Source organism: Streptomyces sp. NPDC025273 (assembly GCF_040638585.1).
Lineage (GTDB): Bacteria > Actinomycetota > Actinomycetes > Streptomycetales > Streptomycetaceae > Streptomyces > Streptomyces cinereorectus.
The window spans coordinates 102702-124864 of record NZ_JBEZYP010000010.1 but is presented as its reverse complement, the minus strand read 5'-3'; the positions used below and the strand labels follow the sequence as shown (position 1 = coordinate 124864).

The window sequence follows — 22163 nt, the reverse complement described above, 5'->3', positions numbered from 1 at the left end:
CACGGATGCGACGGCCCTCCTCCCTTGAACGTACGTCAGAAACCGGTGCTCAGCGTGCCGCCCCGGTGTACCGAATAGGCGACGAATCCCGCGCCGAGGCCCAGGAAGGCCGTACCGCCGATCAGGTACGGGGTGGTGTCCACCCCGGCACCGGTGTCGGCGAGCGTCTCCTGCGGGACGATCTCCCCGGTGGAACGGGCCTGTCGGGCCTGGGCCGTGGAGCCGGCGGCCGAGCCGGTGGAACCACTCCGCGGCTCTGTTCCGTCCGTCGCGTTGGCGGAGGGGACGAACCAGAGAGCACAGAGCAGGGTGCCTGCCGCTGTGGTGGTCAGCAGCGTGCGACGAGCGATGGACACAGAATCGATCCCCTTGCGACAACCATCAGTTAGCCCCGTGGACCGATGCTAAGCAAAGCAGCGGGTCGGAGGAAACCCGCAGGTCCCGGGAGCCTTACGCTCCGGCGTATGAGCACTTCAGAGACAACCGGATTTGTTCGGCTTCGCGTGGAGATGGTGCTGCGGATCACCGACGCCGATGCCCTGACCGGCACGGCGCTCGAGAGCATCGCCGCCGATTTCACGGCCTCGGGCACCGCGGCCGACGAGTCCGCCGAGGAACGTACGCATGCCGAGGAGACGGTCAGGGAAGACGGTGCGGAGGCCCTCGCGTCGCTCATCGACCCCTTCGACCTGGTGGGCCAGGTGCCCGGGGTGGAGCTCGCCCAGGCCTCCTGGAGCAGCGAGACGATCGACTACGACCCCGATGCCGGCGACTGGGTGGCCGGGGAGGACGACGACGAGGCCTACTACGGGATCGAGGACAATGAGACGGGTGACGAGGAGGGCGGCGGAACGGAACGCTGACACGGTCCGGCAGGCCTTCCGGGCGGCGGGAACCGCCGCGGTCGCGGACGCGTCGATGAGTGGTGTTCCCCACATATTCGACGGACGTGGAACGGAAGACCCGCAGAGGGTGTTCTTGGAACATTGACGGGGGATCGTCATCCGGCGGCCCCGTCCGGGGATTTGGGGATTCGGCAACGATGGAGAAGCGTGTGATGACGGACAGCAAGCGGCGCCGCAGGGGCCTCACGGCCGCGTCCGCACTGCTCGGCGGCGTGCTGGTGCTTTCGGCCTGCAGCGACGGCGGTGGCACGGGGAGTGCGAGCGCCGACAGCTCGAAGTCGTCGCAGGCCCAGGTGGACGAGGCGGCGGCCAAGGACGCCTCCGAGGCGCAGATAACGATCACGCCGAAGAACGGTGCGAGCAACGCGAGCATCAACAACGCCGCCAAGGTCACCGTGGCCAAGGGCAAGCTGACCGAGGTCACGATGACCACGTCGGCCGGAGAGGCCGTCGAGGGCACCCTCGCCGCCGACGGCTCCAGCTGGAAGCCCACCGGGCAGCTGGAGCGCTCGACCACGTACAAGATCAGCGCGACGGCGGCCGACTCCGAGGGGCGCGAGGCACACGCCAACAGCTCCTTCACCACGGTCTCGCCCGAGAACAGCTTCATCGGGAACTTCACGCCCGAGGACGGTTCCACCGTCGGCGTGGGCATGCCCGTCTCGATCAACTTCAACAAGGCGATCACGAACAAGAAGGCCGTCCAGGACGGCATCACCGTGACGTCGAGCAGCGGCCAGGAGGTCGTCGGCCACTGGTTCAACGCCCAGCGCCTGGACCTGCGGCCCGAGGACTACTGGCAGGGCGGCTCCACCGTCACGCTGAAGCTGGCTCTGGACGGCGTCGAGGGCGCCGACGGCGTCGTGGGCGTGCAGCAGAAGACGGTCACCTTCAAGGTCGGCCGCAACCAGGTCTCCACCGTGGACGCCAAGGCGAAGACGATGACCGTCACCCAGGACGGCAAGACGATCAAGACCATCCCGATCTCCGCCGGTTCGTCGGACAACCCGACGTACAACGGCGCGATGGTGATCTCCGAGAAGTTCAAGGAGACCCGCATGGACGGTGCGACGGTCGGCTTCACGGACGACGACGGCAAGGGCGAGTACGACATCAAGGACGTGCCGCACGCCATGCGGCTGTCCACGTCGGGCACCTTCATCCACGGCAACTACTGGGGCGCCAAGTCGATCTTCGGCAGCGCCAACACCAGCCACGGCTGCGTCGGCCTGTCCGACACGAAGGGCGCCGACGACCCGGGCACGGCCGGTGCCTGGTTCTACAACAACTCCATGATCGGCGACGTGGTCGTCGTCAAGAACTCCCCGGACAAGACCATCGCCCCGGACAACGGCCTCAACGGCTGGAACATGAGCTGGTCGGAGTGGACGGCCGGGTCCGAGGCCTGATCCCGTAACCGAGCCCCATCCCCCGTTCCGAAGGCGGCGGCACCCCGTTCCACCGGGTGCCGCCGCCTTCGGCGTATGCGGGCCCGCAGGGTTCTCATCCAGCTCTCATCGCAGACTCAACCCCTCATCACGCCCGCTCCATACCTTCACGCCATGTTCCTCACCTACCTCCGGCGCGAGCTGCGCCGCCGCAGAAAGGCGGCGCTCGTCGTCGCCTCGGGGCTCGCCCTCGGCATTGCGCTCGTCATCATCGTCAGCTCGGTCTCCTCGGGCATGAGCAAGGCCCAGGACAAGGTCCTCCAATCGCTGTACGGCCTCGGTACGGACATGACGGTGACCAAGGCCGCCGCCGCCCAGGGGTCCGGCACCGAACGGCCCCGGTTCGAGTTCGACGCCAAGGACGACGACGAGGCGACCCAGAGCGCCGACCGGGTCATGGTCCAGGGTTTCCGGACGCTCGCCTCCAGCACCGTCGGCACGGTCGGCCGGCAGGGCGGCGTCGCGGACGCCGTCGGCGGACTGAGCCTGACCGTCATGAAGGTCGACGGTCGGTTCCAGCGCGGCGAGTCCGAGCAGTCCACCGAGGAGGGAGCGGCGGCCCAGGGCGGACCTCGCGGCGGCAGCGGGCAGCCGCAGGGCGAGGTCCAGGGCGGCGGCGCCTCCTTCGACGTCAACTCCTTCACCGTGTACGGCACCGACGTCACCCGGCTGGACCTCGGTCCGCTGACCTCCTCGACGATCACCGAGGGCCGTACGTTCACGTCCACCGAGACCGACGCCGAGGTGGCGGTCGTCGACGCCGCGTACGCCGAGGAGAAGGAACTCGCGCTCGACAAGGCCGTCACGATCTCCGGCACCACGTACACGATCGTCGGCATCTCGACGGCGGACAGCGCAGACGCCGCCGCCGACGTCTACATCCCGCTGAAGCAGGCGCAGACCGTCGCCGGCTCCGAGGACAAGATCACCACGGTCTACGTCAAGGCCGCGGACTCGCAGCAGATCGACACCGTCAAGGCCGCCATCCGGAAGAACATCCCCGGCACGACGGTCACCACCTCCGCCGACCTCGCCGACACGGTCTCCGGCTCCCTCTCCACCGCCTCCGACCTGGCCTCCAGCGTCGGCAAGTGGCTCTCCGTCGCCGTCCTGACCGCCGCCTTCCTCGTCGCGGGCCTGCTCACCTCCTCGGCGGTCAGCCGCCGTGTACGGGAGTTCGGCACCCTCAAGGCGCTCGGCTGGAAGAGCGGCCGGGTCACCCGCCAGGTCATCGGTGAGGCGCTCGTCAACGGCCTCGTGGGCGGTGTCCTCGGCATCGCCGTCGGTCTCGCCGGCGCGTACGCCGTGACCGCCGTCAGCCCCACCCTCACCGCCCAGCTCGGCTCCTCCGGCGGCGGCGCCCCGATGGGTGGCGGCGGCCCCGGCCGCCAGACCGCGGCCAGGACCCTCGACATCGCGCTGACCGCCCCGGTCTCCCTCACCACGATCCTGACCGCCGTGGCCCTGGCGGTGACGGGCGGACTCGTCGCGGGTGCCTTCGGCGGCTGGCGGGCCTCCCGGCTGCGCCCGGCCGACGCCCTGCGCCGCGTCGAGTAGCGCCGTACCCGGGCAGCGCCCGGGACCCCGCACGGGCCGCGTCGGGACGACGCCCGCCCGGCCCCTCCCCCCCGTACGAACAGCAGGAGTTCACACGTGTACCAGCTCAGCGGCGTCACCAAGCGCTACATGCGCGGCAAGACCGCCGTCGACGCCCTCGCCGGTGTCGACCTGACCATCGAGGACGGCGGCAGGCTCGTCATCCAGGGACCGACCGGCGGCGGCAAGTCCACCCTCCTCCAGATGCTCGGCGGACTCGACCGGCCGACCGCGGGCACCGTCGAACTCGACGGTGTCGATCTGGCGAAGCTGCCCGAGTCCCGGCTCACCAAGGTCCGGGCGGAGTCCATCGGCTTCGTGTTCCAGAGCTTCAACCTGATCCCCACGCTCACCGCCCAGGAGAACGTCGAGACCGCGCTCGTACCGCTCGGCCTCGGCGCGAGGACCCGCCGGGAGCGGGCCGCGGAAGCGCTCGGGTCCGTCGGCCTCGGCGACCGCCCCACCCACCTGCCGAGCGAGATGTCCGGCGGCCAGCAGCAACGCGTCGCGATCGCACGGGCCCTGGTCAAGCGGCCGAAGGTGCTGCTCGCCGACGAACCCACCGGCAACCTCGACGAGTCCATGCGCGACGAGATCATGGACCTGCTCGACGGGCTGTGGAAGGAACACGGGCTGACCTTCGTGATGGTCACCCACGACAGCTCCCTCGCCCGCAAGGCACCGAGGGTGGCCACCATCAGCGAGGGCCGGGTCACGGTGACGGAGAACGCGGAGGCCTGAGCACGCTCCCCGGTCGTCCTGGGGCCCGCCCCTCCGGGGGCGGGCCCCAGGCGTTCCGGGGCCACGGGTGGAGCGCGCTGCACCACGGATCCGGGGGTCCGCACCCTCGCCGGGGCCACCGCACCCGGGAAGACTCGGACACCTCACCGAAACCATGGAGGAACCCATGAAGGCCCTGCTCCGGCTCGTGTTCTGTGTCGCCCTCGCCGCGAACGTCTTCCTCAACCTCGCCGAGGACGACGGACTGCGGCTCGCCCTCAGCATCTGCGCGGGCGTGGCCGTCATCGGCTCCGGTGCGGGGCTCTGGATGCTGCGCGGGCCGCGCGAGTCCTGAGCGCCGGAACCCTCACGGCCGAACCCGTCCGGTGGTGAGCCCCGCCGCCCCGGAGGTCCCGCGCGCGGGGTGACCCGCGGCCAGCATGTGGATGCCGATGAAGATCTTCGGTGGGTACTGGGACAATTGGCCGGTGCAACGGTTCCGTACGTCTCCGGGAGCAGCGTCGCCTCCGTGGGGCTCTCCTCCGGGAGGGGGACCAGCGGCGCCCTGGGGACGGGAGCGCCGACGCGCATGACGCCCACTCACGGAAGGTCTTGATCAGATGCCGGCCAGCTCCCACTCCGTCACCCCGCACACCGCCGAGAGCCGTGTCATCGAGCCGCTCTACGCCCAGATCCTCCGGCGCAACCAGGGCGAGAGGGAGTTCCACCAGGCGGTACGCGAGGTCCTCGAAACCCTCGGCCCGGTGCTGGCGCAGCGGCCGGAGTTCGTCGACGCGCGGATCATCGAGCGGATCTGCGAGCCCGAGCGGCAGCTCATCTTCCGGGTGCCGTGGTCGGACGACTCCGGCGACATCCATGTCAACCGCGGCTTCCGCGTGGAGTTCTCCAGCGCGCTCGGCCCGTACAAGGGCGGACTGCGCTTCCACCCCTCGGTCAACCTCGGGATCGTGAAGTTCCTCGGCTTCGAGCAGATCTTCAAGAACGCCCTCACCGGCATGCCGATCGGCGGCGGCAAGGGCGGCGCGGACTTCGACCCCAAGGGCCGCTCCGACGCCGAGATCATGCGGTTCTGCCAGTCCTTCATGACCGAACTCCACCGCCATCTGGGCGAGTACACCGACGTCCCGGCCGGCGACATCGGTGTGGGCGGCCGCGAGATCGGCTACCTGTTCGGCCAGTACAAGCGGATCACCAACCGCTACGAGTCAGGCGTCCTCACCGGAAAGGGCCTCGGCTGGGGCGGCGCCCTGGTGCGCACCGAGGCGACCGGCTACGGCTGCGTCCTGTTCACCGCCGAAATGCTCCGCAGCCAGGGCGACAGCCTCGACGGCCGGCGCATCGCCGTGTCCGGCTCGGGCAACGTCGCCATCTACGCGATCGAGAAGGCCCAGCAGCTCGGCGCGACCGTCGTGACGTGCTCGGACTCCGGCGGCTACGTCGTGGACGAGAAGGGCATCGACCTCGCCCTGCTCAAGGAGATCAAGGAGACGGGCCGCGGCCGGATCTCCGAATACGCCGAGCGGCGCGGCGCACACGTGCGGTACGTCGAGGGCACGGGCCTCTGGAACGTCCCCGTGGACGTGGCGCTGCCCTGCGCCACCCAGAACGAACTCCACGAGGCCGACGCGCTCGCCCTCGTACGCAACGGGGTCAAGGCCGTCGCCGAGGGCGCCAACATGCCCACCACCCCCGAGGCCGTCCGCGTCCTCCAGGACGCCGGCGTGGCCTTCGCCCCCGGCAAGGCGGCCAACGCGGGGGGCGTGGCCACCAGCGCCCTGGAGATGCAGCAGAACGCCTCGCGCGACTCCTGGACCTTCGCCCACACCGAGCAGCGCCTCGCGGAGATCATGCGCCACATCCACGACTCCTGCCACACCACCGCCGAGCGCTACGGCAGCCCCGGCAACTACGTCGTGGGCGCGAACATCGCCGGCTTCGAACTCGTCGCGGACGCGATGCTGGCGCAGGGGCTGATCTGAGCCAGGCCTCAGGCATCGACAGCCCGGGGCGCGGCACGCGCCCCGGGTCCCGGCACTCATCCGACGACGGTGACCGGCGCCCACACCTGCTACGTCGTCACGTCCTGACCGGTGCCCGCGTCTGCCAGGCCGTCACTTCATGACCGGCACCCCCACCTGTCACGTCCTGATGTCCTGGCCGACACGCCGGGCCCGGACCCGGCGCACAGCACCCGGGTCCGGTGTGCGGCACCCGGATCAGCCAACAGCAGATCAGCCCGGCGCGGAACGCTTCCACCTCCCGCGGGGGGCGCGGCGCTCCTAGGCTGGGGCGATGAGCAGCCACGCGCAGAACCGAGCCCGCGTCATCCCCCTGCGTCCCGTCCCCACGGCACCGTGCCCCGCCCCCGCCGCCAGAGAGCCGCTCTGGCGGGACGTCGTCGGGGACGTGCTGCGTCGCGAGCGGCTCGCCCAGGAGCGGACGCTCAAGGACGTGGCCGGGGTCGCCCGGATCTCGATGCCGTACCTCTCCGAGATCGAGCGCGGCCGCAAGGAGGCCTCCTCGGAGGTCCTCGCGGCGGCCGCCCGTTCGCTCGGTCTCGGGCTGGCCGACGTGCTGTCCCTGGCCCAGGAGGAGCTCGGCCGCCGCGGCACGGCCGCCTCCCGGATGTCCCCGGCCCGCGCTTCCCTCGGCGAGGTGCGGCTGGCGGCCTGACCCGGTCCCACGCGGGCAGGGCCGGGCGTACGTCAGGCGGTGGTCAGGACCCGGCGGCTGAGGACCTCGTCCGCGAGGCCGTACGCCACCGCCTCCCGCGCGGTGAAGATCCTGTCCCTGTCGGTGTCGGCCCGCAGGGTCGCCAGGTCGTGCGGGGTGTGCCGGGCCAGGACCTCCTCGACCTGCGAGCGGATCCTCAGCATCTCCTTGGCGTGCAGCCGGAGGTCGGAGACCGTGCCCTGCTGTCCGCCACTGGCCGGCTGGCCCAGCAGCACGCGGGAGTGCTCCAGGACGAACCGCCGTCCGGGGTCGCCGCCGGCCAGGAGCACCGCCGCGGTCGAGGCCGCCTGGCCGACGCAGAACGTCGCGATCGGAGCCGAGACGAAGCTCATGGTGTCGTAGATCGCCATCAGCGAAGTGAACGAGCCGCCGGGCGAGTTGAGGTAGACCGCGATCTCGGTCCCGGGACTCGACGACTCCAGGTGGAGCAGCTGGGCGATGACGACGTTGGCGACCCCGTCGTCGATCTCCGTACCGATGAAGATGATCCGCTCGGACAGGAGGCGGCTGAAGACGTCGTAGGACCGTTCACCCAGCGGGGTGCGCTCGACCACGCTCGGGATCGTGTACTGGCTCATGTCAGATCCCGGCCTGTCGCCGCGGGCCGGCCGGGCGCACGTCGTCGAGCGACTCGACGACGTGATCGACCATGCCGTACGCCTTCGCCTGCGCGGCCGTGAACCACCGGTCCCGGTCGCCGTCCCGGGAGATCGTCTCCGCGGACTGTCCGGTGTGCGCCGCCGTGATCCGCTCGACGGCCTGCTTCGTGAATTCGAGGTTCTCGGCCTGGATCGCGATGTCGGAGGCGGTGCCGCCGATGCCGGCCGACGGCTGGTGCATCATGATCCGCGCGTTCGGCAGGGCGAACCGCTTGCCCGCGGTCCCGACGGTGAGCAGGAACTGCCCCATGGAAGCGGCGAACCCCATGGCGAGGGTGGAGACGTCGTTCGGGACGAGCCGCATCGTGTCGTAGACGGCCAGTCCGGCCGTCACGGACCCGCCAGGGCTGTTGATGTAGAGACTGATGTCGGTGCGCGGGTCCTCGGCGGACAGGAGCAGCAGCTGCGCGCAGACCCGGTTCGCGGAGACCTCGTCCACCTGGGTGCCCAGGAAGACGATCCGCCGGCCGAGGAGCTGCGCGGCGAGGTGGTCGTCGAACCGTGTCGACGGTGTGTCCTCGTCGGTGGCGCGTGGACGGGCAGCGGGGTGGGGTGACATCGGACCTCCCGGTGGTGGGGCGGCCGGTGCGGCCGCGCTCACCCCACTCTTGGCCCGGGAGGGCCGCCAGGTCAGGAATCTCGGCCCACGGCAGATCTGCCGCGGGCAGATCCGGCCGCCGCCACGCGGCCGGGGTCCCGCCACGGGACCGGCTCCCGACCGGGAGCCGGGAGCCGGATGGTCTCAGTCGCCGGCGGTGGGCGCCGGGGCGATGCCCGTGGGGCAGGCGCGGCCCCAGTTCGTCTCCGAGGGGAACTCCAGGGTGGCGCCCGTGCCGCCGATGCCGCAGTACCCGTCGGGGTTCTTGTCCAGGTACTGCTGGTGATAAGCCTCCGCAGGCCAGAAGGTGCGCCCCTCGGCCGGGAGGATCTCCGTGGTGATCTCGCCGAAGCCGGAACCGGTCAGTACCCGCTGGTAGGCCTCCCTGGACGCGGCGGCGCCCTCCGCCTGCTCGGGGGAGTGCGTGTAGATCGCCGAGCGGTACTGCGTGCCCACGTCGTTGCCCTGGCGGAAGCCCTGGGTCGGGTTGTGGGACTCCCAGAAGAGCTTCAGGAGCTCCGCGTAGCCGACGACCGTCGGGTCGAAGACGACTCGGACCGCTTCCGTGTGGCCCGTCAGGCCCGAGCAGGTCTCCTCGTACGACGGGTTCTCCGTGTACCCGCCCTGGTAGCCGACGAGGGTCGTCCACACGCCCTCCGTCTGCCAGAACTTGCGCTCGGCACCCCAGAAACAGCCCAGAGCGAAATCGGCGACCTCCATACCCTGCGGGTACGGGCCGGTCAGCGGGTTGCCGAGGACCGTATGGCGGGACGGGACCGCGAATTCCGGGACGGAACGCCCGCGCAGGGCCTCCTCGGGAGTGGGGAGCTGTGGGGTGCGGTGGTTCAGGAACATGCGGGGGCTCCTCCGGGGGTGGGTGTTCGCTCCGTACAACGCGAGAGGGGCGCCGTGGATTCCGGCGCCCCCTCGTGCCGACGGCTACTGCGGCAGCGTCGCCGGGCTGCCGCCGTTCGCCTCGTATCCGGCGACGGCCAGCGCCCGGTACACCGTGTACTCGGCGGCCGGATCGGAGTTCTGCGTCCAGGGCAGCGCGCCCACGTGGCCGTCGATGTGGACGAGCTGGTTCACCGCCTCCGACCAGCGCTCCATACGCACGAGGAAGAGGACCAGCAGATGCCGCACATGGGCGAGCATCGGGTCGTCGGCACGGGCGGCGTGCACCGCGAACATCGCGCCCTCGACGGCCTTCGTCACCACGACACCCCGATAGAAGCCCTGCACCAGATTGACCTCCGGCAGATGCTCGTACACCGCGAACAGCGGCAGCGCCGCCAGCAGCGAGCCCTGCGGGGCGCGGGCGGCGGCCGCCGTCGCGAAGCGGTCGGCCTCCTCGCGGGAGCCGTGCCACTTCTCGCACCAGAAGTGGAGGGCGGCGATGTGCGCACCCATGTGGGCCGGGGCACGGTCGATGATCTTCACCCAGAGCTGGTCGAACCGCTCGTGGGAGTAGCCCAGTCCGCGGGCGACGGCCAGTTCCACGATATACGGGACGGGGTCGCCCGGCGCCAGCAGGGCGGCCTCGCCGCAGACCGTGCGCGCCTCCTCCAGGATGATCCGGAAGTCGTCGGTGCCCACCGTGCCGGTGCGCCATGCCTGCTGCACGAGGAACTCCGCGTGCACCGCCGCGGCGCCCGCGTCCTTCGGGGCCTCGGCGCGCCACCTCCGCAGCCATGCCCCGCCCTCACCGGGCCGCCGCGCCAGCTCCAGGGAGGCCGCCCCGGCGAACGCCTGCACCCGCTGCCACCGGATCTCGCTCTCCCCGGGCGTGCCCGCCAGGAGCTGGGAGGCCGCCCGCCACTTCTGGGTGCCCTGCACGACGTCGAGGACGTCGAGGAGGTCCTGGTCGGGTCCCGGCATCCGGACGTCCAGCTCCTCCTGGCGTACGAAACCGTACGCGTCGGGGTCGGCGGCGTCGGGGGAACCGGGCGCGACCTGGCGGATGCCGCCACGACGGCGCAGCATGATCGGGCCGACGACCGCGGCGAGCATGCACAGCGCGAGCAGGAACCACAGAATCTCCATGTGGTCCATTGTCCCCGGACGGCGGAGTGGCCCGTAAGTGCCCTCAGGACGAACTACGCTCGGGCTCATGAGCGACCATCACAGCTTCGAGACCCTTGCGATCCACGCCGGCAACAGGGCAGATCCCCTCACCGGTGCAGTGGTCCCGCCGATCTACCAGGTGTCCACGTACAAGCAGGACGGTGTCGGCGGACTGCGCGGCGGCTACGAGTACAGCCGCAGCGCCAACCCGACCCGTACCGCTCTGGAGGAGAACCTGGCGGCCCTGGAGGGCGGCCGCCGAGGGCTCGCCTTCGCTTCCGGCCTGGCCGCGGAGGACTGCCTCCTGCGCACGCTGCTGACGCCGGGCGACCACGTGGTCATCCCGAACGACGCCTACGGCGGCACGTTCCGGCTGTTCGCGAAGGTCGCCTCGCGCTGGGGCGTGGAATTCTCGGTCGCCGACACCTCCGACCTGTCCGCGGTGCGGGCGGCGATCACCCCCCGCACCAAGGCGGTCTGGGTCGAGACCCCGTCGAACCCGCTGCTCGGCATCACGGACATCGCGGCCGTCGCGGATGTGGCACGGCAGGCGGGTGCGCGTCTCGTCGTCGACAACACCTTCGCCAGCCCCTACCTCCAGCAGCCGCTCTCGCTCGGCGCGGACATCGTGGTGCACTCCACCACCAAGTACATGGGCGGCCACTCGGACGTCGTCGGCGGCGCCCTCGTCGTCAGCGACCCGGAGCTTGCCGAGGAACTGGCGTACCACCAGAACGCGATGGGCGCCGTTGCCGGGCCCTTCGACGCCTGGCTGGTGCTCCGCGGCATCAAGACCCTCGCGGTCCGCATGGACCGGCACGACGAGAACGCCACCAAGGTCGCCGACCTGCTGACCCGCCACCCCAAGGTGACCCAGGTCCTGTACCCGGGGCTGCCGGAGCACCCGGGACACGAGATCGCCGCCAAGCAGATGAAGGCGTTCGGCGGGATGGTGTCCTTCCGTGTCGCGGGCGGCGAGGAGGCGGCGGTCGAGGTCTGCAACCGCGCCGAGCTCTTCACGCTCGGTGAGTCGCTCGGCGGCGTCGAGTCGCTGCTGGAGCACCCGGGCCGGATGACGCACGCGTCCGCCGCGGGTTCACCGCTGGAGGTGCCGGCCGACCTGGTCCGGCTGTCCGTCGGCATCGAGAACGCCGACGACCTGCTGGCCGACCTGACACAGGCCCTCGGCTAGACACCCCGTCCGTCCGACGGCCGCGGGAGATACCACCCGGCCGTCGGACGGCAGCACGGTGCGCCGTGGCGGCGGGACCGGGTGCCGTCAGACGGCGGCCTTCTCGTCCTCCAGAGTGGCCCGGATCTGCTCGCGCAGTTCGGGGCTGTCCGTGTGCTCGTGGACCGAGACGGCGTGCTCGGCGGCGGCCCGGACCACTTCGTCCTCCTCGCCGGAGATGGCGAGGGAGCAGTTCGAGACGCTCGGGTAGTTGCGGCAGTCCGCGATCTTCCGTGTCATGACGGCCTCCTCGGCTCGTCGATGCCGTCCCTTCCAGGGTAGATCCGCACGCTCCCGCGGGACACCGGACGTCACCGGCCGCCCGGGGAAGTCGTCGAGGGCGGGGTGTCGTCCCGGGCCCGTCACCCCGCCCACACCGCGGACGCGGCCGCGCGAGGGCGGCGAAGGTCAGTTGTCGTGTGCCGACTGGTGTGCGGCCTGCCGGGCGGCCAGCGACGCGTTGAACCGGGTGAGCAGGGCGCAGAACGTGTCGCGCTCCTCCTCGCTCCAGTCCCCGGTCACCTGGGACATCAGCTCGCGCCGCGAGGCGCGGACCTCCTCCAGGCGGGCCTGGCCGCGCGGGGACAGCTGCAGGACGACCGCCCGCCCGTCCTCCGGGTGCGAGGTGCGCTTGACCAGGCCGGTGTCGACGAGCGGCGCGACCTGCCGGGTCACGGTCGAGGAGTCGATCCCCATGCCCGCGGCCAGTGCCTTCACGCCCATCGGGCCTTCCAGGTCGAGCCGGTTGAGCAGCAGATAGGCCGCCCGGTCCATGGAGTTGCGGACCTGGCCGACACCGCCGAGGCGGGTCTGCTCGGCGCGGCGGGCGAAGACGGCCACCTGGTGCTGGAGTGCGTCGAGGAGGTGGTCCGTTCCCGGGTGTCCGGAGGCGGAGCCTCCGGAAGGAGACGCGGCAGTCGTCATGTCCTGAGGGGGCATGGCCGGGGGCTCTCTTCGTGCGGTGTCGGATGGGTGGGGGACAGAGTACGCGGCCACGGGGCACCGCGTACCGGCGCTGGACAAACCTCTGGACACCACCGCGGGCCACCATGAGATGCGACGGCCTGCGGCGCTTTGAGCTGCAAGACTTGCTGTCATGACCTTCCGTACGTCCGGCCCTTTTCCGCCGCTGATCCTCGACGACATCCGGGGGGCGCAGAAGATGCTGTCCGGGGTGGCCAGGACGACGGGGATGGAGGGCAGCCGTCATCTGAGCGCCCTCGTCGGCGCGCCCGTCCACCTCAAGTGCGAGAACCTGCAGCGCACCGGCTCGTTCAAACTGCGCGGGGCGTACGTACGGATCGCCGGTCTCAGCCCCGTCGAACGGGCGGCGGGCGTGGTGGCCGCGAGCGCCGGAAACCATGCGCAGGGTGTCGCACTCGCCTCCTCGCTGCTCGGCGTACGTTCGACGGTCTTCATGCCGGTCGGCGCCCCCCTGCCGAAGGTGGCGGCGACCCGTGAGTACGGGGCGCAGGTCCGGATGTACGGCCATGTGGTGGACGAGACGCTCGCCGCCGCCCAGGAGTACGCGCAGGAGACCGGGGCGGTCTTCATCCACCCCTTCGACCACCCGGACGTCATCGCCGGCCAGGGCACCGTGGGCCTGGAGATCCTCGAACAGTGCCCGGAGGTCCGCACGATCGTCGTCGGCATCGGGGGCGGCGGCCTCGCCGCCGGGATCGCGGTCGGGGTGAAGGCGCTGCGCCCCGACGTCAGGATCGTCGGTGTCCAGGCGGCGGGCGCTGCCGGCTACCCGCCGTCGCTGGCCGCCGGGCATCCCGTGGCGCTCGGCTCGGTGCAGACCATGGCCGACGGCATCAAGGTGGGCCGCCCCGGCGACCTCCCCTTCCAGCTGGTCCAGGAGCTGGTCGACGAGGTCCGTACGGTCACCGAGGACGAGCTCTCCAGCGCGTTGCTGCTCTGCCTGGAGCGGGCGAAGCTGGTCGTCGAGCCGGCCGGGGCGAGCCCGGTCGCGGCGCTGCTCAGCGACCCGAAGGCGTTCCACGGGCCGGTCGTCGCCGTGCTGTCGGGCGGCAACGTGGACCCTCTGCTGATGCAGCGCATCCTTACGCACGGCATGGCCGCCGCGGGCCGCTACCTGAGCCTGCGGCTGCGGCTCACCGACCGTCCGGGGGCGCTGGCCGCACTTCTGGGCACGCTGTCCGTGGCCGACGCGAACGTGCTCGACATCAGCCATGTGCGGACCGATCCCCGCCTGGGTCTCACCGAGGCGGAGGTGGAGCTGCACCTGGAGACCAAGGGCCCGGAGCACTGCGAGGAGGTGGCTCGCGCACTGCGGGACGCGGGCTATCTGGTCATGGGCTGACCCTCGGGACCGCGATGCGCCGCCCTGGCGTGCAGCGCCGGGCGGTCCCGTCCTCCCGGCGCGGGAGCGCCGGGAAATCTAGGATCGGCTCAGGAAGTCACCCGAAAGCGACTGGGGGATCCCGTATGCCAGGCGCCATTTACGCCGAAGGCCTGGTGAAGACCTTCGGCGAGGTACGAGCACTGGACGGCGTCGATCTCGACGTACCCGAGGGCACCGTTCTGGGCCTGCTGGGGCCCAACGGTGCCGGCAAGACGACCGTCGTACGCGTGCTGACCACCCTGCTCCAGCCGGACAGCGGACGGGCGGTCGTGGCGGGCATCGACGTACTGAGGCATCCCGACGAGGTGCGTCGCTCGATCGGGCTCTCCGGCCAGTTCGCGGCGGTCGACGAGTACCTGACCGGCCGCGAGAACCTGCAGATGGTCGGTCAGCTCTACCAGATGAGCGCGCGTGACGCGAAGAGACGGGCGGTGCAGCTGCTGGAGAGGTTCAACCTCTCGGCCGCGGCCGACCGCACCGCGAAGACGTACTCCGGGGGCATGCGCCGCCGCCTCGACCTGGCGGCGGCGCTCGTCGTCTCCCCGCCGGTGATGTTCATGGACGAGCCCACCACGGGACTCGACCCGCGCAACCGGCAGCAGCTGTGGGAGGTCATCCAGGAGCTCGTCGCGGGCGGTACGACGCTGCTGCTGACCACCCAGTACCTGGAGGAGGCCGACCACCTGGCCCACGACATCTGCGTGATCGACCACGGCAAGGTCATCGCGCGGGGCACCTCCGACCAGCTCAAGGCCCGCACGGGCGGGGAGCGCGTCGAGGTCGTCGTGCACCAGCCGGACCAGATCGAACCCGCCCGCTCGGTGCTCGCCACCCACGGGAAGGGCGAGATCTCCCTCGCCGAACACACCCGCAAGCTGACCGTCCCGGTCGCCGGCGGGGCCAGACTGCTCGCCGAAGTCATCCGCGATCTCGACAGCCACGGTGTGGAGATCGACGACATCGGCCTGCGCCGCCCCACTCTCGACGACGTCTTCATCTCGCTCACCGGCCATGCCGCCGAGCTGGAGAGGACCAACGGGGAGGGCGGATCGACCCAGGCCGCACAGGGCCGTGAGGAGGACGGGCAGTGACTGCCACCACGGAGACCGCGGAACTCCTCCCCCGGAGGCCCCGCAGCGGTATCAGCCGGTCCGTCGCCGACTCCCTGGTCGTCGCCAGGCGCAATCTGATCCGTATGGCCCGCATCCCCGAGATGGTCGTCTTCGGGCTGATCCAGCCGATCATGTTCGTGGTGCTGTTCACCTACGTCTTCGGTGGCTCCATCAAGGTCGGCAACACCATCTCGTCCGCGGACTACCGGGAATTCCTGATGGCCGGCATCTTCGCCCAGACCGTCACCTTCGCCACCGCCGGCGCCGGAGCGGGCATCGCCGACGACATGCACAAGGGGCTGATCGACCGCTTCCGGTCACTGCCGATGGCCCGGGGGGCGGTCCTCACCGGACGTACCCTCGCCGACCTCGTGCAGACCGCGCTCACCCTCGTCGTGCTCGCCGGTGTCGCACTGATCATCGGCTGGCGGACCCACGAGAACATCGGAAAGGTGCTGTTCGGCTTCCTGCTGCTGCTCCTGCTCGGGTACGCGTTCTCCTGGATCGGCGCGCTGATCGGCCTCGTCGTACGCACACCGGAGGCGGCCACCTCCGGCGGACTGATCTGGCTCTTCCCGCTGACGTTCATCTCGAACGCCTTCGTGGACGCCAACCAGATGCCGACCGTCCTGCGCCACATCGCGGAGTGGAACCCCTTCAGCGCCACGGTGCAGGCCTGCCGTGAGCTGTTCGGCAACCTGCCGCCGGGTTTCGTCACCCCGGACGCCTGGCCGATGCGGCACCCGATCACCGCCTCGGTGATCTGGTCCGTGCTGATCATCGCGGTCTTCCGCACCCTGGCGGTCCGCAGGTACCGCTCGGCCACCGGCTGACCCGCGCCACGACGAAGCCCCGGCCGCACACGGCCGGGGCTTGTCGATGTACGGATCAGCCCGAGTACGGCTTCGCCGTGAGGATCTTCACCGTCGCCTTCTTGCCGTTCGGCAGCTCGTACTCGGCGTCCTCACCCATCCGCTTGCCGTTCACACCCACGCCGAGCGGGGACTGCGGGGAGTACGTCTCGATGTCACCGCTCGCGTATTCGCGGGAGGCGAGCAGGAAGGTGAGGGTGTCGTCCGGGTCGCCGTCGAAGGCGATCGTCACGACCATGCCGGGCTCGACCACACCGTCGTCGGCAGGTGCCTCGCCGACCTTCGCGTGCTCCAGGAGCTGGGTGAGCTGGCGCACCCGGAGCTCCATCTTGCCCTGCTCCTCCTTGGCTGCGTGGTACCCGCCGTTCTCGCGGAGGTCACCCTCCTCGCGGGCCGCCGCGATCTTGACGGAGATCTCCGTGCGCGCGGGACCAGACAGGTACTCCAGCTCGGCCTTGAGCTGGTTGTACGCCTCCTGCGTGAGCCAGGTGACGTTTTCGCTGGTCTGGGTCACAGGGTGCTCCTCGTCGGTACTGGGAATACAAAGCATCGCCCTACCCCAAGCATGTGCTGCCACGGGTGGGCGAAACCACGAGCCTAACAATTCCCCGCGAAAAGGGGGAGAAGGTAAATCATCACACCGGCATCTCGGCCGGTCGGCGCCGGAGCGCGCGGCTCAGGTGCGGCGCGCGCCCGGCGGCGCGGCCGGAAGCCCGGTGCCGGCCGTCAGCCGGCGGTACAGACCATCAGCTCGACGGCGGTCGCCCGGGACGTCGTGCGCAGGGAGACGACCTTGTCGACCCGGTCGGCGTCCTCGTCGAACCGGAAGTCCTTGCGGGCCACCTCGGCGCCGTTCTCACTCAGGGCGCGGACCGTGCAGTACCCGTCGGCGTCCGGCTCCTTGCGCACCTCCAGGTGCGCCTCGGCCCGGTCGTCGGAGACGACCCTGGACTTGATGAGCTCGCCGCTCACGTCCTGGCCGGCGACGTAGTCGTAACCGAACCAGCCGACGACACCGAGGAGGGCCACCCCCAGCACCGAACCGATGATCTTCAGCTTGCGGTCCGCGCGCTCGTCCTCGGACCGGCCGTAGCGCCCGTCGGGCAAGGCTTCGCGTACCGCCGCCATGATCGTTCCTCCCGTGCCGGGGATACAGGAATTTTCCACCCCCCGGTTCAGTCACTATAGAAGCCGACCATCGCGACGAATCACTGAGGACCGAGTCTTGACCGAGCAGCTGAGACTGATGGCCGTTCACGCCCACCCCGACGACGAGTCGAGCAAGGGCGCGGCCACCATGGCCAAGTACGTGTCCGAGGGGGTGGACGTCCTGGTCGTCACCTGCACAGGGGGCGAACGCGGATCCATCCTCAACCCGAAACTCCAGGGTGACGCGTACATCGAGGAGCACATCCACGAGGTGCGCAAGAAGGAGATGGACGAGGCCCGGGAGATCCTGGGCATCAAGCAGGAGTGGCTCGGCTTCGTCGACTCGGGTCTGCCCGAGGGCGACCCGCTGCCGCCGCTGCCCGAGGGCTGCTTCGCGCTGGAGGACGACGAGACGGCGGCGGGGCGTCTCGTCGCGAAGATCCGCTCGTTCCGGCCGCAGGTGATCACCACCTACGACGAGAACGGCGGGTACCCGCACCCCGACCACATCAAGACGCACACCGTCTCGATGATCGCCTTCGACGGCGCGGCGGACACCGAGAGGTTCCCCGAGGCCGAATTCGGTCCGGCCTGGCAGCCGCAGAAGCTCTACTACAACCAGGGCTTCAACAAGCCGCGCACCGTGGCGCTCCACGAGGCGCTGCTCGCGCGCGGGCTGGAGTCCCCGTACGGCGAGTGGCTGGAGCGCTGGAAGGAGTTCCAGCGCGCCGAGCGCACGCTGACCACGTACGTCCCGTGCGACGAGTTCTTCGAGATCCGCGACAAGGCGCTGATCGCGCACGCGACGCAGATCGACCCGGACGGCGGCTGGTTCCGGGTCCCGATGGACGTCCAGCGGGAGGTCTGGCCGACCGAGGAGTACGAGCTCGCCAAGTCCCTGGTCGATACCTCCCTCCCCGAGAGCGACCTCTTCGCGGGCATCCGCGACAATGCCTGATATGTACGCGACCCAGGCACTGACTCACCTCGTCCCGCTCGCCGCCGATGAGCTCGACAAGAACAAGGTGACCCCCGGCGTTCTCGGCTTCCTCGTCTTCGCGGCGCTCGCCGTGGGCGTGTGGTTCCTGATGAAGTCGATGAACCGCCACATGGGCAAGGTCGACTTCGAGGAGGCCCCGGACCCGTCCTCGGCGGAGCCGAAGGCGCCGGCCGGGGCAGCCAAGGAATAGCGCCCCGGCCCCCACGCCCGGGACACCGGGCCCGTGCCTACGGCCGGGCCCCCACCGGCACGCCCATGACCTCGCGGGCGTGCCGGGACGGGGTCAGGCCGAGGCGCCAGGCCGGCCCCACGGTTCAGGACCACCCGGAACGCCTCCGCGCAGTCCTCCACTTCGCCGTCCCGCATCGGGTGGGCGGCAAGGAGCAGGTCCGCGAGCTGCTGCTGGGCCGCCGCCGTGCCGTCCCTTCGGCGCCTGCCCCAGGTAGTACCGCGTCCACGGCTCACCCCGCGCGTCCTCGCTGCCCCGGTGCCGGGCCGCCAGGGCCTCGCGCAGCCGCTCCACCGCGGGGGCGGGTCGCCGTCCAGCAGCCGGGGCCAGCCGGGTCAGTGGCCCAGGCCTCCCCGCGCTCGTCCCGGGTGCGGCCGTACAGGTCCGGCTCGGTGGACAGCTCCTCCTCCGCCCGGGCCACCTCGCCTTTCCTCCTCCACGGCGCGTACCAACAGTCTTTCGGCCTCCGAGCGATGGCTCTCCCGCATGCGTCCCCCAGTGTCCCGCGCAGGGAGCTCCGGCGCGAGAGAGCGAGGCGGTCGACCGGCGGGGGAGCCGCGTACGCAAGGATTGGGGCATGGCCAACCGACTTGCGCAGACCACCTCCCCGTACCTCCTCCAGCACGCCGACAATCCCGTCGACTGGTGGCCGTGGTCGCCCGAGGCGTTCGCGGAGGCGCGCGAACGCGGCGTTCCGGTGCTGCTCAGCGTCGGGTACGCCAGTTGCCACTGGTGCCATGTGATGGCCCACGAGTCGTTCGAGGACCCGGAGGCGGCGGCGTATCTGAACGCGCACTTCGTACCGGTGAAGGTCGACCGGGAGGAACGGCCCGACGTCGACGCCGTCTACATGGAGGCCGTCCAGGCCGCGACGGGCCAGGGCGGCTGGCCGATGACCGTCTTCCTCACCGCCGATGCCGAACCCTTCTACTTCGGTACGTACTTCCCGCCCGAGTCCCGCCACGGCATGCCCTCCTTCCGGCAGGTGCTCGAAGGCGTCGTGGCCGCCTGGACCGACCGCCGGGAGGAGGTCGCCGAGGTGGCCGGGCGCATCGTCCGGGACCTCGCCGACCGCTCCCTGTCCCACGGCGGGGAGGGCGTACCCGGTGGTGAGGAGCTGGCGCAGGCCCTGCTGCGGCTGACCCGGGACTACGACGAGAAGCACGGCGGATTCGGTGGCGCCCCCAAGTTCCCGCCGTCCATGGTCATCGAGTTCCTGCTGCGCCACCACGCCCGCACGGGAGCCGAGGGCGCCCTGCAGATGGCCGCCGACACCTGCGCGGCGATGGCACGCGGCGGGATCTACGACCAGCTGGGCGGCGGTTTCGCCCGCTACTCGGTGGACCGCGAGTGGGTCGTCCCGCACTTCGAGAAGATGCTCTACGACAACGCGCTGCTGTGCCGCGTCTACGCCCATCTGTGGCGTGCCACGGGCTCGGACCTGGCCCGGCGGGTGGCCCTGGAGACGGCCGACTTCATGGTGCGCGAGCTGCGGACGGCACAGGGCGGCTTCGCCTCCGCGCTGGACGCCGACAGCGAGGACGCGGACGGCCGGCACGTCGAGGGCGCGTACTACGTCTGGACGCCCGCGCAGCTGCGCGAGGTGCTGGGCGAACAGGACGCGGCCTTCGCCGCCGCACACTTCGGGGTGACCGCGGAAGGCACCTTCGAGGAGGGGTCCTCCGTCCTGCGTCTCCCGGGCACGGGCCCGGTGGACGAGGCGCGGGTCGCCGACGTGCGGGCCCGGCTGCTGGCGGCGCGCGAGCTGCGGGTGCGGCCGGAGCGCGACGACAAGATCGTCGCCGCCTGGAACGGGCTGGCCGTCGCCGCGCTCGCCGAGACCGGTGCGTACTTCGGCCGGCCGGATCTGGTCGAACGGGCCACCGAGGCCGCCGACCTGCTCGTACGGGTCCACATGGGCGACGTCGCCCGACTCTGCCGCACCTCCAGGGACGGCCGCGCGGGCCACAACGCCGGGGTCCTGGAGGACTACGGCGATGTCGCGGAAGGCTTCCTGGCGCTGGCCTCCGTCACGGGTGAGGGCGTCTGGCTGGAGTTCGCGGGCTTCCTGCTCGACATCGTGCTGGAACACTTCACCGGCGAGAACGGTCAGCTGTACGACACCGCGGACGACGCGGAGCAGCTGATCCGCCGCCCGCAGGACCCCACGGACAGTGCCACCCCGGCCGGCTGGACCGCCGCCGCGGGCGCACTGCTCTCGTACGCCGCGCACACGGGGTCACAGGCCCACCGCACGGCTGCCGAGGGGGCGCTCGGGGTGGTGCGCGCGCTCGGCCCGAAGGCTCCCCGGTTCACCGGCTGGGGGCTCGCGGTCGCCGAGGCGCTGCTGGACGGGCCGCGCGAGGTGGCGGTGGCCGGACCGGTCGGCGGGGAACTGCACCGGACGGCGCTGCTGGGGCGGGCTCCCGGCGCGGTGGTCGCCGCGGGGGCGGGACCGGACGCCGGGACGGAATTCCCGCTGCTGGTGGACCGGCCGGAGGTGGGCGGAGCACCGACCGCGTACGTCTGCCGCCACTTCGTGTGCGACGCGCCGACGACGGACGCCGGGGAGCTCGCCGAGAAACTGGGCGGCTGACGGGACCGGCGGGAGGGCTGGGCCCGTGCCGGGCTCAGCCGTGCCGGTAGGCCACCAGCGAGATGCCGACGTAGTGCACGATGAACGCCGCGAGGGTCAGCGAGTGGAACACCTCGTGGAAGCCGAACCAGCGCGGTGAGGGGTTCGGCCGCTTGATGCCGTAGATGACGCCGCCCGCGCTGTAGAGCAGCCCGCCGACGACCACGAGGACGAGCACCGCGACGCCGCCGGTGCGCATGAAGTCCGGCAGGAAGAACACCGCGGCCCAGCCCATGGCGATGTAGCACGGGGTGTAGAGCCAGCGCGGCGCGCCGACCCAGAACACCCGGAAGGCTATGCCGGCCGCCGCCGCGCCCCAGACCGCCCACAGGAGCGGCCGCCCGGTGGACTCGGGCAGCAGGAGCAGCGTCAGCGGGGTGTAGGTGCCCGCGATGATCAGGAAGATGTTGGCGTGGTCCAGCCGGCGCAGCACGGCTTCGCCGACCGGGCCCCAGGTCCCGCGGTGGTAGACCGCGCTCACACCGAAGAGCAGGCAGGCACTGAGGACGTAGACGGCGCAGGCCACCCGCGCACGCGTGCTGTCCGCCAGGGCGATCAGGAAGATCCCCGCGATCAGCACCGCGGGGAACATACCGGCGTGCAGCCAGCCGCGCATCCGTGGCTTCACGGGGACAGGGTCGTCGAGCTCGACAGGTCCGGACGCGGCGGCAGAAGTCATGGACGTCATGCTACCTACGCTTCCGTAGGTAGGTCGGCCCGAGTGGCGATGCTCACGTGTGCGTCCCTCTGGACATATGGGCGCGATCGTCGGATGATCAAATGAGTGCGGTCGGCACCGGATGAGCGCCATGGGAAATCGAAG

24 protein-coding genes and 1 pseudogene are annotated in these 22163 nt (G+C 71.0%); 14 read left to right on the top strand and 11 right to left on the bottom strand.

The genetic code is table 11. The features are described from left to right. Positions 1-35 precede the first annotated feature (35 nt). Positions 36-356, bottom strand: coding sequence for a hypothetical protein (locus AB0F38_RS18520; protein WP_361893957.1), 321 nt, complete (start codon positions 354-356; stop codon positions 36-38). A gap of 108 nt (positions 357-464) precedes the next feature. Here AB0F38_RS18520 and AB0F38_RS18515 point away from each other — a divergent pair, with 108 nt between their 5' ends. From AB0F38_RS18515 to AB0F38_RS18485, 7 genes are all read left to right on the top strand, one after another. Next, a complete protein-coding gene (locus AB0F38_RS18515) occupies positions 465-863 on the top strand; it encodes a hypothetical protein (protein ID WP_361893955.1) in 399 nt (132 codons plus the stop codon). Positions 864-1042: 179 nt separating this feature from the next. After that, on the top strand, positions 1043-2314 hold the full coding sequence (locus AB0F38_RS18510; protein WP_361893952.1) for an Ig-like domain-containing protein: 1272 nt from the start codon (positions 1043-1045) through the stop codon (positions 2312-2314). A gap of 153 nt (positions 2315-2467) precedes the next feature. Further along, positions 2468-3910, top strand: coding sequence for an ABC transporter permease (locus tag AB0F38_RS18505; protein WP_361893949.1), 1443 nt, complete (start codon positions 2468-2470; stop codon positions 3908-3910). 96 nt (positions 3911-4006) lie between these two features. Continuing rightward, on the top strand, positions 4007-4690 hold the full coding sequence (locus tag AB0F38_RS18500; RefSeq protein WP_361893946.1) for an ABC transporter ATP-binding protein: 684 nt from the start codon (positions 4007-4009) through the stop codon (positions 4688-4690). A 166-nt stretch (positions 4691-4856) separates the two neighbouring features. Beyond that, complete coding sequence (locus AB0F38_RS18495) at positions 4857-5024, top strand: hypothetical protein (RefSeq protein ID WP_361893943.1); 168 nt, start codon at positions 4857-4859, stop codon at positions 5022-5024. A 265-nt stretch (positions 5025-5289) separates the two neighbouring features. Next, positions 5290-6669 carry an NADP-specific glutamate dehydrogenase gene (gene gdhA / locus AB0F38_RS18490; protein WP_361893941.1) on the top strand — a complete coding sequence of 460 codons (1380 nt, stop codon included), beginning with the start codon at positions 5290-5292 and terminating at the stop codon, positions 6667-6669. Between the two features lie 313 nt (positions 6670-6982). After that, entirely contained in the window at positions 6983-7363 is a 381-nt protein-coding gene (locus tag AB0F38_RS18485; RefSeq protein WP_361893938.1) for a helix-turn-helix transcriptional regulator, read from the top strand. 32 nt (positions 7364-7395) lie between these two features. Here AB0F38_RS18485 and AB0F38_RS18480 read toward each other — a convergent pair whose 3' ends face one another. The 4 genes from AB0F38_RS18480 to AB0F38_RS18465 all read right to left on the bottom strand — a co-directional run bounded on the left by AB0F38_RS18480 (position 7396) and on the right by AB0F38_RS18465 (position 10723). Next, positions 7396-8001: an ATP-dependent Clp protease proteolytic subunit gene (locus AB0F38_RS18480; protein ID WP_361893936.1), complete on the bottom strand. Its 606-nt coding sequence runs from the start codon at positions 7999-8001 to the stop codon at positions 7396-7398. A gap of 1 nt (position 8002) precedes the next feature. Then, positions 8003-8641: an ATP-dependent Clp protease proteolytic subunit gene (locus tag AB0F38_RS18475; RefSeq protein WP_361893933.1), complete on the bottom strand. Its 639-nt coding sequence runs from the start codon at positions 8639-8641 to the stop codon at positions 8003-8005. Between the two features lie 183 nt (positions 8642-8824). Beyond that, positions 8825-9535: a peptide-methionine (S)-S-oxide reductase MsrA gene (gene msrA, locus AB0F38_RS18470; RefSeq protein ID WP_361893931.1), complete on the bottom strand. Its 711-nt coding sequence runs from the start codon at positions 9533-9535 to the stop codon at positions 8825-8827. A gap of 84 nt (positions 9536-9619) precedes the next feature. Continuing rightward, positions 9620-10723, bottom strand: a complete 1104-nt coding sequence (locus AB0F38_RS18465) for a hypothetical protein (RefSeq protein ID WP_361893928.1) — start codon at positions 10721-10723, stop codon at positions 9620-9622. A 67-nt stretch (positions 10724-10790) separates the two neighbouring features. Between AB0F38_RS18465 and AB0F38_RS18460 the strand changes: the two genes are divergently transcribed. Then, on the top strand, positions 10791-11936 hold the full coding sequence (locus AB0F38_RS18460) for a cystathionine gamma-synthase (protein WP_361893925.1): 1146 nt from the start codon (positions 10791-10793) through the stop codon (positions 11934-11936). Positions 11937-12023: 87 nt separating this feature from the next. Here the strand turns inward: AB0F38_RS18460 and AB0F38_RS18455 are convergent, their stop codons facing one another. Next, a complete protein-coding gene (locus AB0F38_RS18455; RefSeq protein WP_361893922.1) occupies positions 12024-12215 on the bottom strand; it encodes a DUF1059 domain-containing protein in 192 nt (63 codons plus the stop codon). A 168-nt stretch (positions 12216-12383) separates the two neighbouring features. Further along, the gene (locus AB0F38_RS18450; protein ID WP_361893919.1) at positions 12384-12914 is read right to left on the bottom strand and encodes a MarR family transcriptional regulator; all 531 of its coding nucleotides are present in this window, start codon (positions 12912-12914) and stop codon (positions 12384-12386) included. A gap of 157 nt (positions 12915-13071) precedes the next feature. Between AB0F38_RS18450 and ilvA the strand changes: the two genes are divergently transcribed. From ilvA to AB0F38_RS18435, 3 genes are all read left to right on the top strand, one after another. Next, positions 13072-14301, top strand: a complete 1230-nt coding sequence (gene ilvA, locus AB0F38_RS18445; protein ID WP_361893916.1) for a threonine ammonia-lyase — start codon at positions 13072-13074, stop codon at positions 14299-14301. 125 nt (positions 14302-14426) lie between these two features. Next, the gene (locus tag AB0F38_RS18440; protein WP_361893913.1) at positions 14427-15434 is read left to right on the top strand and encodes an ATP-binding cassette domain-containing protein; all 1008 of its coding nucleotides are present in this window, start codon (positions 14427-14429) and stop codon (positions 15432-15434) included. Further along, positions 15431-16288 carry an ABC transporter permease gene (locus AB0F38_RS18435; RefSeq protein ID WP_361893910.1) on the top strand — a complete coding sequence of 286 codons (858 nt, stop codon included), beginning with the start codon at positions 15431-15433 and terminating at the stop codon, positions 16286-16288. Before AB0F38_RS18440 ends, AB0F38_RS18435 begins: the two co-directional genes overlap by 4 nt. Positions 16289-16343: 55 nt before the next feature. Here AB0F38_RS18435 and greA read toward each other — a convergent pair whose 3' ends face one another. Both greA and AB0F38_RS18425 read right to left on the bottom strand, forming a co-directional pair. After that, a complete protein-coding gene (gene greA / locus AB0F38_RS18430) occupies positions 16344-16841 on the bottom strand; it encodes a transcription elongation factor GreA (RefSeq protein ID WP_361893907.1) in 498 nt (165 codons plus the stop codon). Between the two features lie 212 nt (positions 16842-17053). Beyond that, entirely contained in the window at positions 17054-17455 is a 402-nt protein-coding gene (locus tag AB0F38_RS18425; RefSeq protein WP_361893904.1) for a DUF4307 domain-containing protein, read from the bottom strand. A 97-nt stretch (positions 17456-17552) separates the two neighbouring features. Here AB0F38_RS18425 and mca point away from each other — a divergent pair, with 97 nt between their 5' ends. Both mca and AB0F38_RS18415 read left to right on the top strand, forming a co-directional pair. Next, positions 17553-18434, top strand: a complete 882-nt coding sequence (gene mca, locus AB0F38_RS18420) for a mycothiol conjugate amidase Mca (protein ID WP_361893901.1) — start codon at positions 17553-17555, stop codon at positions 18432-18434. 1 nt (position 18435) lies between these two features. After that, positions 18436-18666 (top strand): hypothetical protein, encoded by a 231-nt coding sequence (locus AB0F38_RS18415; RefSeq protein WP_361893898.1) that lies wholly within the window; start codon positions 18436-18438, stop codon positions 18664-18666. 37 nt (positions 18667-18703) lie between these two features. Here AB0F38_RS18415 and AB0F38_RS18410 read toward each other — a convergent pair. Beyond that, a pseudogene (locus AB0F38_RS18410) lies at positions 18704-19138 on the bottom strand (hypothetical protein); the annotation flags it as partial. Between the two features lie 144 nt (positions 19139-19282). On the opposite strand from AB0F38_RS18410, the gene AB0F38_RS18405 reads away from it, so the two are divergent. After that, a complete protein-coding gene (locus AB0F38_RS18405) occupies positions 19283-21301 on the top strand; it encodes a thioredoxin domain-containing protein (RefSeq protein ID WP_361893895.1) in 2019 nt (672 codons plus the stop codon). A gap of 34 nt (positions 21302-21335) precedes the next feature. Here the strand turns inward: AB0F38_RS18405 and AB0F38_RS18400 are convergent, their stop codons facing one another. Continuing rightward, positions 21336-22019, bottom strand: a complete 684-nt coding sequence (locus tag AB0F38_RS18400; RefSeq protein WP_361893892.1) for a hemolysin III family protein — start codon at positions 22017-22019, stop codon at positions 21336-21338. Positions 22020-22163: the final 144 nt, after the last annotated feature.